This window comes from Polaromonas sp. 39-63-25 (genome assembly GCF_002278925.1).
Taxonomy (GTDB): Bacteria; Pseudomonadota; Gammaproteobacteria; order Burkholderiales; family Burkholderiaceae_C; genus Polaromonas.
The window spans coordinates 176,307-192,427 of the sequence record NZ_NCJH01000008.1; the positions used below are offsets into that span (position 1 = coordinate 176,307).

Below are 16,121 nucleotides of genomic sequence, written 5' to 3' on the forward strand. Positions count from 1 at the left end.
GAGGATCAGAGAGGAGGTTCGAGGTCGGCCAGTTGCGCATGGACCTGTTCGATGGCGGCCATGCGCGTGCGTGCCTTTTTGGGCAACTGGGCCAGGGTGGCGGTGGCCAGGTAGTTGATGAGGCTGATGGCGCTCACATAGGAGTCAAAAATCGGCTCGTCCAGCGGCGGGCAGATGAACAGGGCCTGCGCCCGCGCTGCCAGCGCCGACACGCGGGCATCGCTGACCAGCACCAGTGCGGCACCGGCATCACAGGCGATGCCCACCACCTGGGACAGGCGGTGGGTGCGGCGGCGAAAGTCCATGGCCAGCAGCACGTCATTTGGCTGGATTTCCGCCAGCAGTTCAGCCTCTTCACCGGCGCCCTCGTTGAGCAGATGGACCTCGGCGCGCATCTGCGACAGCAGCGCCCGCGCATAAGACGCCGCCATGTAGCCGTTGCGGTAACCCACCACCCAGACGCGGCGCGCGCCTGCCAACAGCCTGGCTGCCTGCTGCACGCCCTGGTCGGTCACGCTGTCGGCCAGGGCCTGCAACTGCCGGGCGTCTTGCGCCAGGTGGTGTTGCAGCGGGCTGGCGCTGGTGCCCTGCTGCGCCATGCGGTGCAGCGGCGAGGGCTGGGGTGTGCCATTGCGCTGGTGCTGCCGGAAGGCCTGGAAGTCGGCAAAGCCCAGGCGCTTGAAAAAACGCGCCGTGCTGGCCTTGGAGACACCGGCCAGCGCCGCCAGCTCGGTGGCGCTGTAGGCCAGCAGGTCTTTTTCACGGGCCAGCACCACGTCGGCCAGTTTGCGGTCGACCAGGGACAGCGCAGCGTACTGAACCTGAATCCGTTCGCGCAGGGTGATGGTTTTGGACTTGGTCATGGCAGGGCGGCTGAGAGGTTTTGGTGCGGATACGCCCAAAAGAGAGCATGCGCACCACTATGAAACATATTTTTCATGAATTTATGTTCGAGAAACACATATTTCATATTGTCCGTCATCTGTTTGCAAGGGCAATGCCATGCAAAACAGGTGGCACACATTTTGCGAAAGAGTTGGTGTCTCCCCCTCATCTTCACAGGAACCCTTCCATGAAATTCAAAGCACTCTCCACCCTGGCTGGCCTGGTTGCCAGCGCCGTCCTGGCCGTGGCCGCGCCGGCCCACGCGGCCGATGAATCCCTCTCGGCCGTGCTGGCCAAGAAATCGATTGCCCTGGGCGTCGCCTCCGACTTTCCGCCTTACGGCTACATGGGCCCGGACTTCAAACTCACCGGCGTGGACGTGGCCACAGCGCAGCTGATCGCCGACAAGCTGGGTGTGAAGGCCGAGTTTGTGCCGGTCAGCACACCCAACCGCATTCCCTATCTGCAGACCAAGAAGATCGACCTGATCGTCTCGGCCCTGGGCAAGAACCCCGAGCGCGAGAAAGTGATCGACTTCACCGTGGCCTACGCCCCGTTCTTCCAGGCCGTGTTCGGCCCCAAGGCGCTGAGCATCAAGAGTTTTGACGACCTGGCCGGCAAGAGCATTGCCGTGACCCGCGGCACCATCCAGGACGACGTGCTGCAGAAAGTGGCCCCGCCCACGCTGAAAATCCAGCGCTTCGAGGACGACTCCACCACCGTGGCCGCCTTCATCTCGCAGCAAACCCAGTTGCTGGCCACCGGCGCCGCCGTGGCCGCGGCTGCCGTGCAGAAGAACCCCCAGGTGCAGGCCGAGTACAAGCTGCTGCTGAAAGACTCGCCCAACTTCATCGGCGTGCGCAAGGGTGAAACCGCGTTGCTGAACAAGGTCAACGAGATCCTGCGCGCCGCCAAGGCGGATGGCACGCTGGAGCAGTATTCGCAAAAATGGCTGGGCCGCGGCACCGGCGTGTTGCCTGATTAAGGTTGTTGAGCGCTTCCAAACCTTTACTCAACATCCGTTCGCCCTGAGCCTGTCGAAGGGCCCTTCGTCCAGTTCAGGACAGGCTTCGACAAGCTCAGCCCGAACGGAGCGGGGCATCACTTCGGCAGCATTCCTGACTCATCATGATTGAATTCAACTTTCTCACCGTGCTGGCCCAGTGGCCCATGCTGCTGCGCGGGTTGGGCCTGACGGTGGCGCTCACCGCCGTTTCGGCGGTGCTGGGTGTCGTGGTGGGCACGGCGTGTGCCTGGGCCCGGCTGCATGGCGGCACGTTCCTGAAACGGGGGGTGGGTGCCTATGTGGAACTGATGCGCAACACGCCCTTCATCATCCAGCTGTTTTTCATTTTTTTCGGACTGCCCTCGCTGGGACTGCGGCTGTCGGTCGAGGTGGCGTGTGTGCTGGCCATGGTGCTCAACCTGGGCGCCTATTCGTGCGAGATCGTGCGCGCCGGCCTGCAGACCACACCCAGGGGGCAGCTGGAAGCCGCCATGAGCCTGGCGCTGACGCCCTGGCAGGTTTTCTCGCGCGTGGTGTTGCCGCCGGCACTGGCGCGCATCTGGCCCGCGCTGGTGAGCCAGATCATCATCGTGATGCTGGGGTCGGCGGTGTGCGGGCAGATCTCGGCGGAAGAACTCTCGCAGGCGGCCAACCTGATTTCCAGCCGGACTTTCCGCAGTTTTGAGTCTTACATCATCGTCACCGCGATCTACCTGCTGCTGGCGATTGGCGTGCGGCAGTTGCTGTACTGGGTGGGGCCGCGCTTCATCTTTTCCAGTCGTTAACGGGAGCCACCATGGTTCAGTTTTCTCTCTGGGACATCTTCAGCTTTCTGCTGGGCGCCGCGCGCTGGACGGTGGCGCTCTCGCTGATTGCCTTTGTCGGTGGCGGGTTGGTCGGTTTGGGCCTGCTGTTGCTGCGGTTTGCCAGGGTGCGCGGTGCGGCCACGGCGGTGGCCTGGTATGTGCAGATTTTTCAGGGCACACCGCTGCTGATGCAGCTGTTTCTGGTGTACTTCGGCCTGGCCCTGCTGGGCATGGACACCTCGCCGCTGGTGTCGGCGGCGATTTGCCTCACCCTGTATGCGAGCGCCTACCTGACGGAAATCTGGCGCGGTTGTGTCAACGCCATCCCGAAAGGCCAGTGGGAAGCCTCCACCACCCTGGCGCTGAACTTCACGCAGCAGATGCGCCATGTGATCCTGCCGCAGGCGCTGCGTGTGGCCATTGCGCCCACGGTGGGCTTTCTGGTGCAGATCATCAAGGGCACGGCGCTGGCCTCGGTCATCGGTTTTGTCGAGCTGACCAAGGCCGGCCAGATGATCTCCAACGCCACCTACCAACCCTTTCTGGCCTACACCTTTGTGGGCCTCCTGTACTTTGCCCTGTGTTACCCGCTGTCGTGGTGGAGCCAGCGGCTGGAAAACCGCCGCCTGGCCTGATTTATGACCCAACCATCATCCACCCCCCCGTTTGCGCTGGTCGACATCCGTGGCCTGCACAAGAGTTTTGGCGCCACCGAAGTGCTCAAGGGCATCGACCTGCAGGTCGGGCGCAAGGAAGTGGTCTGCATCATCGGCAAGAGCGGCTCGGGCAAGAGCACCTTGCTGCGTTGCATCAACGGGCTGGAGACCTTCGAGCGCGGCAGCCTGGCCGTGGATGGCCAGGCCCTGCAACATGGCGATACCAACGCCATGCGCGAGCTGCGCCAGCAGGTCGGCATGATTTTCCAGAGCTTCAACCTCTTCCCCCACCTGAGCGCCGGGCGCAACGTGATGCTGGCGCCTACGCTGGTCAAGGGCTTGCCGAAGGAAGAGGCGCGCACGCGTGCCCAGGCGCTGCTGGAGCGCGTGGGACTGGGCAGCCTGTTTGACCGCATGCCCGATCAACTCTCGGGCGGACAGCAGCAGCGCGTGGCCATTGCCCGCGCGCTGGCCATGGACCCCACGGTGCTGCTGTGCGACGAGATCACCTCCGCCCTGGACCCGGAACTGGTGGGCGAGGTGCTGCAGGTGGTGGAAATGCTGGCCAACGAGGGCATGACGCTGATCCTGGTCACCCATGAAATGGCCTTTGCCCGCAAGGTGAGCGACCGCGTGGTGTTCATGCACCAGGGGCTGATTCACGAAGCGGGCACACCGGACGAAATTTTCAACCGCCCCCAGACGCCCGAGCTGCGGCAGTTTCTGGCTGTCCTGAACGACTGAACCCCAGGCTCGGCACGGACGGCGGCGTCCCATGGTCTTGCGCTGGACTACAGTTCAGGCCCTGCCATCCGAATATCGAGAGGTGTTGTCATGCGTGAGCTGGACCTGAACAAGGCCTTCACCCTGATCGAACCAGGGCCTGTGGTGCTGGTGACGACCCATGACGGGAAGAAAGACAACATCATGACGATCTCCTGGACCATGGTGATGGATTTCACGCCGGTGTTTGCCATCACCACGGGACCATGGAATCACTCTTACGCGGCCTTGCGGAAAAGCAGGGAGTGCGTCATTGCCATTCCCACGGTGGACATGCTGGACAAGGTGGTCGGCATAGGGACCTGCTCCGGGAAAGACACCGACAAGTTTGGCCAGTTCAAGCTCACCCCTGTGCCGGGAAAAGTCGTCAGGGCGCCCCTGATCAAAGAGTGCCTCGCCAACATCGAATGCACGGTCATCGACATCGTCAAAAAGCACAACATCGTCGTGCTGGAGGCGGTGGCCGCCTGGGTCGATACCACGCGCAAGGAGAAGCGCATGGTTCATGCCGTGGGCGACGGAAGCTTCATGGTGGACGGGCGCAAGCTGGACCGCAGGAAGATGATGGCCTCCAGGCTCCCCGACGGCGTTTAGCGTTTGATGGCCGGTTTCGGCGACCACCCACCGGAAGTTACCCCCACGCCCTGTTGCCTAGGCTGTGGATAAGGGGGTGAACAACCCCGAAATGCCGCGCCAGTGCTGGTTCTGCCGGGCTTGCTCAAGAAAGAGGCAGTGGGCCTAGTCCTTCAGGTCCGGCATCAGGGCAGCCAGCTTTTCATGATCGAGTTCAAGGCTGCCAGGCTGCAGCAGCGACTGCATCTGCCGCCGGATCGGTTCGGCCAGGGCATCGGCCGCGGCGGAGGGCGTGCGTCCCTGCGCCCGCAGCAGAAACACCTCGCGAACAATGCCGGGTGCGGCCAGCTGCTTGATGGCGAGCTGGCTGCTGCTGAAGTGCGACAGCGTCAGGCTGGGCACCAGGCTGATGCCGACCCCGCTTTCCACCAGGCCGCGCACCGCCTCCAAGCGCTCGACCTCCATCACCGTGTTGGGCTTGTGCGGTCGCAAGGCCGCATCGATCTGGTGGCGCAGGCGGGTGGTCGTTGTGAAGTGAATGAACGGGAACTGCACCAGCTCTTCAATCGTGATGGCCGCCTTGCCGGCGAGCACATGGTCTTTCCGGCAGACGACGTAGAAGCGGTCCAGGCACAGCAGTTCCTTGTGGATGTCGGCATCTTTCGCGTCGATGGTGGACAGGGCCAGGTCCACCTTGCCTTCCCGCACCAGGTCCACACAGGGTTGGGGCAGCGCATCGATCACCTCGATGTCGATGGCCGGGTGTTTGCGCCGGTAGTCGGCCACCACCACCGGCAGGAAGCGGGCGCACAGCGAGGGGATGCCGGCCACCGCCACGCGGTCCACGATGCTGAGGTCGCGGCAGACCGCGCCCATGACATTGTCGAAGTGCGACACCACCTCGCGCGCGGCGCGTTCAAAGCGCCGGCCGGCTGCGGTCAGGTCGACTTTGCGCGTGTCGCGGTCAAACAGCCTGGCGGCCAGCGTGTCTTCCAGCGAACGAATCAGGGAGCTGAAGGCGGGCTGGGACAAATGCATCTGCTCGGCGGCGCGTGTGAAGCTGCGCAGGTCCGCCAGTGCCAGGAAAGCACGCAGTTGGCGTGTGGACAGGTTCATCCGTGCGGATGATACCCAAGGATGTCCTCGGCCCGCCGGGCCGATGGATCCGGATTGATCCGGTTTTCCTTTGAGTCTCATCCGGAATTTCGAATTCACAGGCGGTCCGGCTTGCTCCATAGTCCGTCTGGTGTGCCCCGTCACTCCTTGCTTCAACATCGCGTTCCCTGTGAAAGCCCCTTCATGAAGATCATCCGCATCGGCGCCGGCGCCGGCTACTCGGGCGACCGCATTCCCCCCGCCGTGGAGCTGGCGGAAAAGGGCGACCTCGACTACCTGGTGTTCGAGTGCCTGGCCGAGCGCACCATCGCCCTGGCCCAGCTCGAGCGCAGCAAGGACGCGCGTCTGGGCTTCGACCCGCTGCTGCGGGACCGCATGGAGGCGGTGCTGCTGGCCTGCGCTGGCAGGGGCGTGAAAATCATCACCAACATGGGCGCCGCCAACCCGCAGGCGGCCGGTCAGGAAGTCATCCGCATCGCGCGCGAGTTGGGGCTGGACCGCCTGAAGGTGGCGGTGGTGCAGGGCGACGACGTGTTGCCCGGCCTGCAGGACCAGGACCTGACCCTGCTGGAAAGCGGTGCACCGCTGCAGTCCCTGGGCAGCGCTGTGTTGTCGGCGAATGCTTATCTCGGCGCCGAGGCGCTGGTGCGGGCGCTTCGTCTGGGCGCGGACGTGGTCATCACCGGGCGTGTTGCCGACCCGGCCCTGTTTCTTGCGCCGCTCATCCATGCGTTCGACTGGTCCATGTCGGACTGGCAGAAGATGGGTCAGGGCACGGTGGTGGGCCATCTTCTGGAATGTGCCGGGCAGGTCACCGGCGGGTATTTTGCCGACCCTGGTTACCGCGATGTGCCCGACCTCGCCAACCTGGGTTTTCCGCTGGCGGAAGTGTCGGCCGACGGGAGCGCCGTCATCACCAAGGTGGCCGGTTCGGGCGGCTGCGTCACCACCGCCACCTGCGCGGCGCAGCTTCTGTATGAAGTTGAAAACCCCGCCAGCTACCTGCAGCCTGATGTGGTGGCGGACTTTTCAAATGTCACGCTGACCCAGGTAGGCCCTGACCGCGTGCGTATCGAAGGGGCCAACGGCCATCAGCGCCCGGCGACACTGAAAGTGACCGTGGGTTACCGCGACGGTTTCATCGGGGAAGGGCAGATTTCCTATGCCGGCCTGGGCGCCGAGGCGCGGGGCCGGCTGGCGCTGGACGTGCTGAAGCAGCGCCTGGAGACTTCGGACATCCATGCGCTCGACAGCCGTTATGAACTCATCGGGGTCAACGCCATGCATGGCGAGACCCTGTCCGCGGGCCACACGCCTTACGAAGTGCGCGCGCGTGTGGCCCTGCGTGTTCCGACCCTGAAAGAGGCCGAGCGGGTGGCCAACGAGGTCGAGGCCATGTACCTTAACGGGCCGGCCGGGGGGGGCGGCGTCACCAAGTCGGTCCGCGAGGTGATCGCCGCGGCGTCCACCCTGGTGCCGCGCAATCTGGTTCAGACCTCAGTCACCATGATGGAGATTTGAAAAATGATATTGCGCGACATTGCCCACACCCGTACCGGCGACAAGGGAAACCGGTCCATCATTTCCGTCATCGCCTACGACCTCAAGGACTTCCCGGCGATCGAGCGCGCCGTCACCGCGGAACGGGTGCGTGCGTATTACGCGGACACCGTCAAGGGCGAGGTCGAGCGTTATGTGGTGCCGCATCTGGGCGCCCTGAACTTCGTGCTGCACGACGCGCTGGGCGGGGGTGTGACCCGGTCCCTGGCGCTGGACGCCCATGGTAAGTGCCTGAGCTCCGCCATTCTCGGCATGGCCATCGAATAAGCTAGACGGTTTGCTGGATATATTCAACAATTTTTAAACAGGAGACATCAACATGAAGTGCAAGTCGATTCTTTTCCTGGCTGCGGCCAGTTTGTCTTTCGCCGCGTTCGGCCAGGCGTATCCGAACAAGCCGATCAAGGCCATCGTGCCCTTTGCCGCGGGCAGCGCCACCGACCAGATCGGGCGTGCTTTCGCGGCCAAGATGTCGGAAACGCTGGGGCAGACCATCGTGGTCGAGAACAAGGCCGGGGTCAACGGCATGCTGGGGGCCGATGCTGTCGCCAAGTCTGCACCCGACGGCTACACCATCCTGATCGGGACCAACAGCACCAACGCTGCGCTCAAGAGCCTGATGAAAAAGCTCCCCTACGACCAGGACACGGCCTTTGCGCCGCTGGGCTACATGGGGTCGGTGCCGCTGATCGTGGCCGTCAACAACGACGTGCCGGCCAAAAACCTCCGCGAATTCGTGGACATCGCCAAGGCCAAACCGGGCCAGGTCACCTTTGCCAGCGCCAGCACCTCGCAACTGGTGTCGTCCGAAATGATGGCCGGCATGGTGGGCATCCAGATGACCAACGTGCCTTACAAAAGCGGCCCTGCGGCCATGACCGACCTCATCGGCGGCCAGGTGATGATGTTCACCGCCGACTTTGCCGTCATGCTCCCGCAGGTCAAGGGCGGCAAGGTCCGCGGCCTCGCGGTGACGTCAAGCAAACGCTCCCCAGCGGTGCCTGAACTGCCGACGGTCAACGAAGCCCTGGGCCTGAAGGACTACGAACTGATCGCCTACTTCGCCATGTTCGCACCGGCCGGCACGCCGCCCGACATCATTGCCAAACTGAACCAGGCCATCAACGCCGCGGCACAGAGCAAGGACCTGCAGGAAAAATTCGCACCGATCGGCTTCCTGGTCGAGCCCGGATCATCAGAAGCCCTGGCCCAGCGCAGCAAGCTGGAAACCGCCAAGTGGGCCAAGGCGATCCGCGACGCGAAGATCGAGCCGCAATAAATCGTCGAACCGGAACACCCCGGCCCGCCTGCGCTGCGTGAGCGCGGTCAGCGCGGGTTGAGGTGGATGTGGCCGGGCTGGCACTCGGTTGAATGGAGTAATCGGCCTCCAGCCATTGTCTGACGGGCACAAGCAGCTATAAAAGATATAGCGGGTTCAGGGCTGGCCCTGTGCACGGTCGGCGATTTGGCCGTTTTCAACAGCGCTGTTCACTTGCGCCTGTCGCTGGGGTAAGCTTTAAAAAGTATGAAGAATTTAGAAATACTTCAGCCATTTTTTTTGCCGGGCGCCATGTGATTCTGCGGTTTTGCGGGATACATCAAAATTGGGCGCCATGACCACATTCTCACCCCACGAAACTAGCTACGTTGCATGGCAGAACCGGGCTACCGATTTCTACCTCGCAAGCCGTCGCTTGTATCAGTCCGATCTTTTACGCCCCGCTGCCTATTGTGCGGTGATGGCGCTTGAACTACTGCTTAAAGCAACGTTGGTGTACTGGGACAGGAAATTTGATCCTGAGGCCGCAGGGCATGCTATGGCGAAACTCGCGCGGATGGTGGGGAATAAGGTCCCCAACTCAGAAGATATAGAAATTCCGGAGTACTTCTACTTCGACCAACGCTACCTTACTGCTTCACGATACCCACGAGGCACCAAAGGCATCGGCATTCCCAGCTCTTTTCTTCCCGACCTCGATCACATCTACGCGCAGCTTGTGGCCACAGTGCCGTTCCAGTACAACACGGAATTAAAGCGCATTCTCGCTGGCCGAAGTCGTACAAAACTAAACGATCTTCGCCGAAATAATCGTGCTCTCCGAACGCTACGGCGATATCTAAAGGTGTCGATCAAATGACGCCCAACCAATCGATCAAGAGGGACGCTCCTCCGGCAAGCTGGCTCCGCGCTCCTTACCTCAAACGCTAACCGTTAGGAGCCCCCATGCAGCTGCCCTTCACCATTGAGCAGTTTTTTGGCGTCTTCCGGCTGTACAACAGCACCGTCTGGCCGGCACAGGTTCTTCTTGTCCTGCTTGCGGTGCTCGCCATCGTCTTCATTGCGCTTCGGCGCCCCTGGTCCGGCGCGGCCGTGTCAGCCATTCTGGCTTTGCTCTGGGTTTGGCTTGGCGCCGCCTACCACCTGGCGTTTTTCGCGCGCATCAATCCTGTGGCCTACGGGTTCGGCGCGCTGTCCATCGCCGGAGGTCTTCTGTTTGCCTGGCATGGCGTGATCTGCCGCCGATTCGAGTTTGCTTTTGACAGGAGCTTTCGGACGGGTCTCGGGGTAGCCCTGCTCGCCTTCGCACTCGTCGTTTATCCCGTCTGGTCCACGCTGGCAGGGCATGGGTATCCGGAGCTGCCCACCTTTGGTCTGCCGTGCCCCACCACCATCTTCACGATCGGTGTGCTCGCGCTCGCGTCGGGCACGCGCCTGCGCACAGTCCTCGCTGTGCCCATTCTTTGGTCCCTGGTGGGCAGTCAGGCCGCCTTCCTCCTGGACGTCAAACCCGACCTCGGTTTGCTCGTAGCCGGTGTCGCAGCGGCGGGGCTGTTTATCTGGCCTGCTCGCGTCGGTAAGGCCCCGTCCGTCAGCCTGTGAAATTGAGGGTTATGCCGTCACGCAAGCGGACACGTCCCGGTGCAAGCCGCCAACCGCGCCCGCTTCACCGTCCGGTGTGGCGCCAAGTGCAGCCATGCATCTTTTAGTATAAAAAAAGCCTCCATCCCTTACACGACGTGCGCAAGCAGCTATCAAAAGCAGAGCATATCTACTTGTTCAGTTTCGCCAGCAACGCCTGGATTTCCTGCTTGCGGCCGCTGTCGGCCAGTTCGCGGCCCGGGCGTGGCGGGGCCTTCAGTGCGGCTTCCAGGTGGGTGCGGGCTTCGGCATGGCGGTCGCGGCCGAGCAGGTACTCGCCGTAGAAGAAGTTCGCGTCGATGCCGGTCGGGTTGATGACCAGCGACTTCTTGAACAACTCTTCGGCCTTGTCCTTGTTGCCAAAACCGACCGGCCAGCCCGGCACCTGGGCGTACAGGGTGGCCAGGCTGGTGTAGGCTGAACCGGCGAGCGCCTTGTCGTTGATCTTCAGCGCTTCCTCGAAGCGCAGCTTGGCCTCCTTGGCCAGCGACAGCGCGCCCAGGCCGCCCTTGGCGCCGGCTTCGCTGGAGACCACGATGCCTTCCCAGATCAGCGCCTCGGCGCTGGCGGGGTTGGCTTCAACAATCTTGTGCACCTGCTGCGCCAGGGCGTGGTACAGATCGGCCTGCTGTTTTTCAGGCTGGCGGTACTTGATCTCGGCCCACTGGTCCTGGATGGGGCGTATCAGTTCTTCCGGGGTGGCCGCGGCGGCAAAGCCGGCGAAGGAAAGCAGAAGGGGCAGGATGAGGACAGAGAGGAGGGAGCGTGAAACGGGGTGCATGGAAAGGCCTTTCATGGCTGTTCAGAAGAGGGGGCGTGTTGCTTGATGATGGCCAGCTGGCCGGCCAGGCCGCGGTCTATCAGTGAGGGGGCGAAACCGTTGAGCCAGGCAAACAGGCGTTCCGGAAAACCGAAATGGTGTTCTCCCTTGCCGTGGCGCAGGGCCGCGACAATCTGCCGCGCGACGGCCTGGCTGCTGTCGCTGTTGTTCTTCAGCGCGCGGTTGAGCTGGTTGACGGCTTCGGTGTTGAGCGGCGTATCGATGACGCGCGGCGCGATATGGATGACAGCCACCGGGGTGTCGGCCAGTTCGCGGCGCAGCGCCTGCGAAAAACCGCGCAGGCCCGCCTTGGCGGCGGAATAAGCGGCAAAGCCGGGATAGGGCAGGCTGCCGAACATGGAGCCGACGTTGACGATGGCGGCGGTCGGCTGCGCCTTCAGCCACGGCAGCAGGGCCTGCGTCAGGCGCAGCGGTGCCTCGAGGTTGGTGGCCAGCACCTGTTCGACGGTGGGCCAGGCCTGCTGGTCGAACAAACCAAAAGAGCCGACGCCGGCGTTGTTGATCAGCACATTGACACCGAAGGCGCGGGCGGCGGCGTTTGCTGCGGCGATGCCTTCTGCCGTGGTGAGGTCGGCGACCACACTGTCGGCACTGGCGCCCAGCTCGGCTTTGATGGCGGCCAGTCGCACCGCGTCGCGGCCGGCCAGCAGGACGGCGGCGCCGGCACCGGCCAGTTCGCGCGCGAGGTCCCGGCCAAGGCCACCACTGGCGCCGGTCAGCAGAATGCGCGCCTGGTTCAGTTGCATGGGGCGGCCTCGGGGTGCGACAGGGCGCGGAAGATGTCGCCGTACAGGCGGTAAAACACGCGGGCATAACGCACGACGTCCTGCTGGTCTTCCGGTGCCATCTGCTCCAGCAGTTCAGCCAGATGTTTTGTGTGCTCCTGGTCCAGCGTGCCGTGCGAACGCAGATAGGAAAAGGCGGCGTCCGGCAGTTTCAGCCCCTGCTGGATGCGGTCGGCAGCCATCAGGGCCAGCGCGACGCTGGTGCCTTCGAGCACAAACACCATGCCGAAAAAGCCCGCGGGGTTGCCCCGGTTCACCAGGTCGTAGGCATAAGCCACCATCAATTCGGCGGGCAGCTCGGGCCGGCTGTTGCGCACAGCGTCGGCGTCGCCACCGGCCGCGCGGATGTCGTTCAGTATCCATTCCTCATGGCCGATCTCTTCTTCGATGTACTCGGCCACCGCCGGGCGCAGCCAGGCCAGCCGCTCGGGCAGGCGTCCGCCCAGGGACATCAGCAGCGGGGTGGTGTGGCGCACATGGTGGTAGGCCTGGCCGAGAAAGGCGTGGTAGTCCGGCAGCTTGACGCGGCCCTGCAGGCAGTCGGCAATGATGGGCACGGTCAGCAGCTGGTCGCGCTCTTTTTGGGTGGACGCGGTGAGTTGCTCATAAAACGACATCTTGAGAATCCTTTGTTTCGTAAAGCGCCGCCAGGGCGACGGCATGGTGGGTGGCAATGGCGCTGCGCAGCGGCCTGCCGTTGCCGGTGGCCTGGCCGTTGTGCAGCGTGAAGGGCGGGCCGGCGATCCAGCCGCCCACGCGGGCGTAGTCGGGCAGCGTGTTGTTGGCCTGTTCGACGGCCGCGTCCAGCTGGGCCGGCGTGGCGCCGGGGCTGGCGACCAGCACGGCGCTGAGCCAGGGGCGGGCATCACCCATGACTGCCGCCTGACCAATGGCCGGCTGGGCCAGCAACACCGACTCCACCCATTCCGGCGAGATGTTGCGGCCGAAGGAGGTGATCAGCAGGTTCTTGCGCCGGCCCGACAGCAGCAGGTGGCCATTGGCATCGAGCTCGCCGAGGTCGCCGGTCGCGAAGTTTTCCGCACCGGCTGGCTGACTGGTGGTCACGTCGCCGACGTAGCCGAGGAACGCGGGGCTGGCGATGTGCACCTCGTTGTCCGCTATGCGCAGGCGCACATGCGGCAGCGGGCGACCGACGCCCGGGCCGTCATCGCCGGGGCGGTTGATACAGACGACCGAGCCGCATTCGGTCAGGCCGTAACCCTGGTAGGCCGGAATGCCCAGTGCGCGGGCGCGCTCCAGCAGGGCCGGGTCCACGCGGGCGCCGCCGACGGCGACAAACGACAGATCGACCGGGGCGCGCTGGCCGGTAGCTGTCAGAAACAGCGTCCAGGCCTTGAGCAGTTCGGGCACCAGGATCAGGCTGTGCGGGTGGTTTGCCATGACCGACTGCTGCAGCGCCGCCGGGTCGAAGCCGGCCATGCCGCGCCAGCCCAGGGTTTGCAGGGCGGGCAAGTGAACCTCGGCACCGCGCAGCAGGGGCGCGTAAATGCCGGCGGTGTTTTCCAGCAGCAGGGCCAGCGGCAGCACGGCCATGTGCTGCGTGATAGGCAGGTCGCCCAGCCGCGCAGCCACGCCCTCGGCGGTGGCCATCAGCCCGGCGGCGCTCAGGCAAGCGCCTTTGGGCGTGCCGGTGCTGCCGGAGGTGAAGGAGATCTTGGCGGTTCCGGCGGGCAGCGCGATGGCCTGGCATTGCCGCTGCATCCAGACCAGGCCGCTCCATTGCCCTGCCGCGGCAAAGCCGAGGTTCAGCGCCAGGATTCTTTCGGGCTGGTCGGTCAGCAGCACGTCGGTGCCGGTCTGTTCCAGCACATGCGCCATTTGCGTCGGGCTGAAAAAAGTCGGCAGGGGCAGGTGCACGGTGCCGGTGCGCAGCGCGGCCAGGTCGGCCATGACCCAGGCCGGGCTGTTGTCGGCCAGCACGGCCAGCACGCGGTGGCCGGACAGCCGCATGGCCAGTGCGGCCACGGTGTCCAGCACGTCGGCGGCGCGCCAGGTGTCGGTCTCGCCGCGCAGCACCACGGCATCGGGTGCGCGCGCGGCCAGCGCGGCCAGCAGGCGTTCGGCGCTCATGCCTGCCGGCTCATGCGGTCCAGCCCGAGCTGGATGCGGCCGGCCACCACGATGGGCTGGGTGTCGTAATACGTGCCCCAGGCCGCGGCGTCGTCGCCCAGGCGGGCAGGGTCGGCCTTGGCCAGGGCCAGCATGGGCAGGCCCAGCTTGGTGAGTATTCCTATCAGCTCCTGGGTCGCGGTGAACACCACCCATTCGAAGCCCAGTCGGTGCAGGTGCCGGCCCAGCGTGAGGATGACGTGGATGCTGCCGCCGGGCTTGTCCGCCGCAAGGTTGCCGACCTCGACAATGCGTTCGCGCACGACGTTCTGGCCGGCCAGCTGCGCCATGGCGACTTCAATCGGGGTGTCCAGGTAACGCTCGAGAAACAGCTTGTCCGTGCTGGCACCGCGCCAGCCGGCCGCCGCGATGATGCGGTCGTCCTGCTCCAGCAGCGCGAGGTTGGGGGCCAGGGAGGCCGTACGGGCGTTGTAGCGCCGCGCAAAAACGCTCCTGATGAAGTCTTCCGCTTCCTCCCGGCGTGGTGAGCCGGCGACGGTATGGGTGGCGGTGATGGGGCGGGAGCGGGGTTCAAACACCTTGCGTCGCACAGTCTGCATGAGCATCCTTGGGGGATAAGTTCAGCAAAGTGTAGGAATACAAGCCTTAAATGCGCCTTAAGGCCGGGCGGGAAAGGGGGGGGCGCTTCGGAACGGGTGCCGGACGGGGGGTATCGCCCCGGGTTTGTCATTTCAGATAGAAAGTGGCTCCAGACCTTGACTGACGGGCGCAAGCAGCTATAAAAGATATAGCGTTCGATCCGGCGGCCAGGCACCGTGGCGGCGGCAAAAACGCTGAAAAACGGCCAGGCAGGCCGCAAGCTCCGACATCAGCGACCCGCGCTGGGCCAGTGGGGGTGCTGGTCATCGACCACGAAAGCATGCGCATGACGCCCCCGATCGCCGTTGTCGACAGCCCCCTGGGTGTGCACGTGCCCGGCCGGCAAGTCCGGGTGTTCGTGCTCGATGATGTCGGGGTCCTGAGATGGCCAGACCATCGTGGTGACCCAGACGGCCAGTGCGCCTGCACAGCCCAGCATCACGAACGTCGCTGTCATCCCAAAGCGGGTACCGAGCCAGCCGGCCAGGGGATAGAAGAACAGCCAGCATGCGTGAGAAAGCGCGAACTGTGCGGCAAACAACGCAGGGCGATCCTCCGAGTGAGAGGAGCGCCGCAACAAGCGCCCGGAGGGCGTCTGGGCAGTGGAGTAGCCCAGACCGAGCACGAACCACAAGGCCATCAGCGAAGCGTGTTCCACCACCAAGGTTCCTGCAAACAGGCCCGCGACCATCACCCCGATGCCGCCCAGCATCACACTGCGATCGGTCAGTTTCTCCAACAGGCGTGGCAAAACCAGCGCAGCCACCATGGAACCGGCGCCGAAACTGGCCAGCGCCAAGGCCACCGCGCTCTGGGTCAGGCCCAACCCGGCCTGCACAATCACCACCGTGTTGACAAACACCATGGAGCCTGCCGCAGCCACGGCCGCATTGACGGCCAGCAGTCCGCGCAACCGGGGTGTGGCCAGGTAGATGCGCAGCCCGCGCGTGGTACGGTCGTAGATGCCGCGACGCTGCGGGGCAGGGTGCGCCGGCAACACCACCGACACCACCAGCGCCGCCGAGGCGAGGAAGCCCACTACCGTGCCGGCAAACAGATCGTGAAACCCGATCACAGCAAGCAGCGCAGCTGCCAGCATGGGGCTGACCAGACTCTCCATGTCGTACGCAAGACGTGAGAGCGACAAGGCCTTGGTGTAGTCCTTTTCCTCTGGTAACACGTCGGGAATGGTGGCCTGAAAAGTGGGCGTGAAGGCGGCTGACGCCGACTGCAGCACGAAAATCAGCACATACACCTCCCAGATCTGGGAGACAAAAGGCAGCAGCAGCGCCACAGCCGCCCGAACCAGATCCAGCGTGACCAGCATGGTGCGCCTGGGCAGGCGATCGGCAAATGCCGCAGCAACCGGCGCCACGCCAACGTAGGCGATCATCTTGATGGCCAGCGCCGTGCCCAGCACCATACCCGCGTTGTCGCCGGCCAGGTCGAAGGCCAGCAGC

The 16,121-nt window shown here is 64.2% G+C and carries 18 protein-coding genes; 10 read left to right on the forward strand and 8 right to left on the reverse strand.

Features of this window, described 5'->3' with window-relative positions; translation table 11 throughout:
- Positions 1 to 5: 5 nt before the first annotated feature.
- A complete protein-coding gene (locus B7X65_RS12490; RefSeq protein ID WP_293594625.1) occupies positions 6 to 863 on the reverse strand; it encodes a MurR/RpiR family transcriptional regulator in 858 nt (285 codons plus the stop codon).
- A gap of 209 nt (positions 864 to 1,072) precedes the next feature.
- On the opposite strand from B7X65_RS12490, the gene B7X65_RS12495 reads away from it, so the two are divergent.
- The 5 genes from B7X65_RS12495 to B7X65_RS12515 all read left to right on the forward strand — a co-directional run bounded on the left by B7X65_RS12495 (position 1,073) and on the right by B7X65_RS12515 (position 4,730).
- Positions 1,073 to 1,870 carry a transporter substrate-binding domain-containing protein gene (locus B7X65_RS12495; RefSeq protein ID WP_293594626.1) on the forward strand — a complete coding sequence of 266 codons (798 nt, stop codon included), beginning with the start codon at positions 1,073 to 1,075 and terminating at the stop codon, positions 1,868 to 1,870.
- A 143-nt stretch (positions 1,871 to 2,013) separates the two neighbouring features.
- Positions 2,014 to 2,676, forward strand: coding sequence for an amino acid ABC transporter permease (locus B7X65_RS12500; protein WP_293594627.1), 663 nt, complete (start codon positions 2,014 to 2,016; stop codon positions 2,674 to 2,676).
- 11 nt (positions 2,677 to 2,687) lie between these two features.
- Positions 2,688 to 3,332, forward strand: coding sequence for an amino acid ABC transporter permease (locus B7X65_RS12505; RefSeq protein WP_293594628.1), 645 nt, complete (start codon positions 2,688 to 2,690; stop codon positions 3,330 to 3,332).
- A 3-nt stretch (positions 3,333 to 3,335) separates the two neighbouring features.
- A complete protein-coding gene (locus tag B7X65_RS12510) occupies positions 3,336 to 4,097 on the forward strand; it encodes an amino acid ABC transporter ATP-binding protein (RefSeq protein WP_293594629.1) in 762 nt (253 codons plus the stop codon).
- Between the two features lie 90 nt (positions 4,098 to 4,187).
- Positions 4,188 to 4,730 carry a flavin reductase family protein gene (locus B7X65_RS12515; protein ID WP_293594630.1) on the forward strand — a complete coding sequence of 181 codons (543 nt, stop codon included), beginning with the start codon at positions 4,188 to 4,190 and terminating at the stop codon, positions 4,728 to 4,730.
- Between the two features lie 144 nt (positions 4,731 to 4,874).
- On the opposite strand, the gene B7X65_RS12520 is transcribed toward B7X65_RS12515, so the two are convergent.
- Positions 4,875 to 5,825 (reverse strand): LysR family transcriptional regulator, encoded by a 951-nt coding sequence (locus B7X65_RS12520; protein ID WP_293594631.1) that lies wholly within the window; start codon positions 5,823 to 5,825, stop codon positions 4,875 to 4,877.
- A 183-nt stretch (positions 5,826 to 6,008) separates the two neighbouring features.
- Here B7X65_RS12520 and B7X65_RS12525 point away from each other — a divergent pair, with 183 nt between their 5' ends.
- The 5 genes from B7X65_RS12525 to B7X65_RS12545 all read left to right on the forward strand — a co-directional run bounded on the left by B7X65_RS12525 (position 6,009) and on the right by B7X65_RS12545 (position 10,266).
- The gene (locus tag B7X65_RS12525) at positions 6,009 to 7,346 is read left to right on the forward strand and encodes an acyclic terpene utilization AtuA family protein (RefSeq protein ID WP_293594632.1); all 1,338 of its coding nucleotides are present in this window, start codon (positions 6,009 to 6,011) and stop codon (positions 7,344 to 7,346) included.
- Positions 7,347 to 7,349: 3 nt separating this feature from the next.
- The gene (locus B7X65_RS12530) at positions 7,350 to 7,652 is read left to right on the forward strand and encodes a hypothetical protein (protein WP_293594633.1); all 303 of its coding nucleotides are present in this window, start codon (positions 7,350 to 7,352) and stop codon (positions 7,650 to 7,652) included.
- A gap of 52 nt (positions 7,653 to 7,704) precedes the next feature.
- Positions 7,705 to 8,664, forward strand: coding sequence for a tripartite tricarboxylate transporter substrate binding protein (locus B7X65_RS12535; RefSeq protein WP_293594634.1), 960 nt, complete (start codon positions 7,705 to 7,707; stop codon positions 8,662 to 8,664).
- Positions 8,665 to 8,998: 334 nt separating this feature from the next.
- Positions 8,999 to 9,523 carry a HEPN domain-containing protein gene (locus B7X65_RS12540; protein ID WP_293594635.1) on the forward strand — a complete coding sequence of 175 codons (525 nt, stop codon included), beginning with the start codon at positions 8,999 to 9,001 and terminating at the stop codon, positions 9,521 to 9,523.
- Between the two features lie 86 nt (positions 9,524 to 9,609).
- On the forward strand, positions 9,610 to 10,266 hold the full coding sequence (locus tag B7X65_RS12545) for a DUF6064 family protein (protein ID WP_293594636.1): 657 nt from the start codon (positions 9,610 to 9,612) through the stop codon (positions 10,264 to 10,266).
- 169 nt (positions 10,267 to 10,435) lie between these two features.
- On the opposite strand, the gene B7X65_RS12550 is transcribed toward B7X65_RS12545, so the two are convergent.
- The 6 genes from B7X65_RS12550 to B7X65_RS12575 all read right to left on the reverse strand — a co-directional run.
- Positions 10,436 to 11,101, reverse strand: a complete 666-nt coding sequence (locus tag B7X65_RS12550) for a hypothetical protein (protein WP_293594637.1) — start codon at positions 11,099 to 11,101, stop codon at positions 10,436 to 10,438.
- Positions 11,098 to 11,892: an SDR family oxidoreductase gene (locus tag B7X65_RS12555; protein ID WP_293594638.1), complete on the reverse strand. Its 795-nt coding sequence runs from the start codon at positions 11,890 to 11,892 to the stop codon at positions 11,098 to 11,100. The genes B7X65_RS12550 and B7X65_RS12555 overlap by 4 nt, the downstream gene beginning before the upstream one ends.
- Positions 11,883 to 12,548 carry an iron-containing redox enzyme family protein gene (locus B7X65_RS12560; RefSeq protein ID WP_293594639.1) on the reverse strand — a complete coding sequence of 222 codons (666 nt, stop codon included), beginning with the start codon at positions 12,546 to 12,548 and terminating at the stop codon, positions 11,883 to 11,885. The genes B7X65_RS12555 and B7X65_RS12560 overlap by 10 nt, the downstream gene beginning before the upstream one ends.
- Positions 12,535 to 14,022, reverse strand: coding sequence for an AMP-binding protein (locus tag B7X65_RS12565; RefSeq protein ID WP_293594640.1), 1,488 nt, complete (start codon positions 14,020 to 14,022; stop codon positions 12,535 to 12,537). Before B7X65_RS12565 ends, B7X65_RS12560 begins: the two co-directional genes overlap by 14 nt.
- A complete protein-coding gene (locus B7X65_RS12570) occupies positions 14,019 to 14,621 on the reverse strand; it encodes a thermostable hemolysin (RefSeq protein WP_293594641.1) in 603 nt (200 codons plus the stop codon). Before B7X65_RS12570 ends, B7X65_RS12565 begins: the two co-directional genes overlap by 4 nt.
- A 269-nt stretch (positions 14,622 to 14,890) precedes the next feature.
- A partial coding sequence (locus tag B7X65_RS12575) for an MFS transporter (RefSeq protein WP_293594642.1) occupies positions 14,891 to 16,121 on the reverse strand: 1,231 nt, incomplete at its 5' end.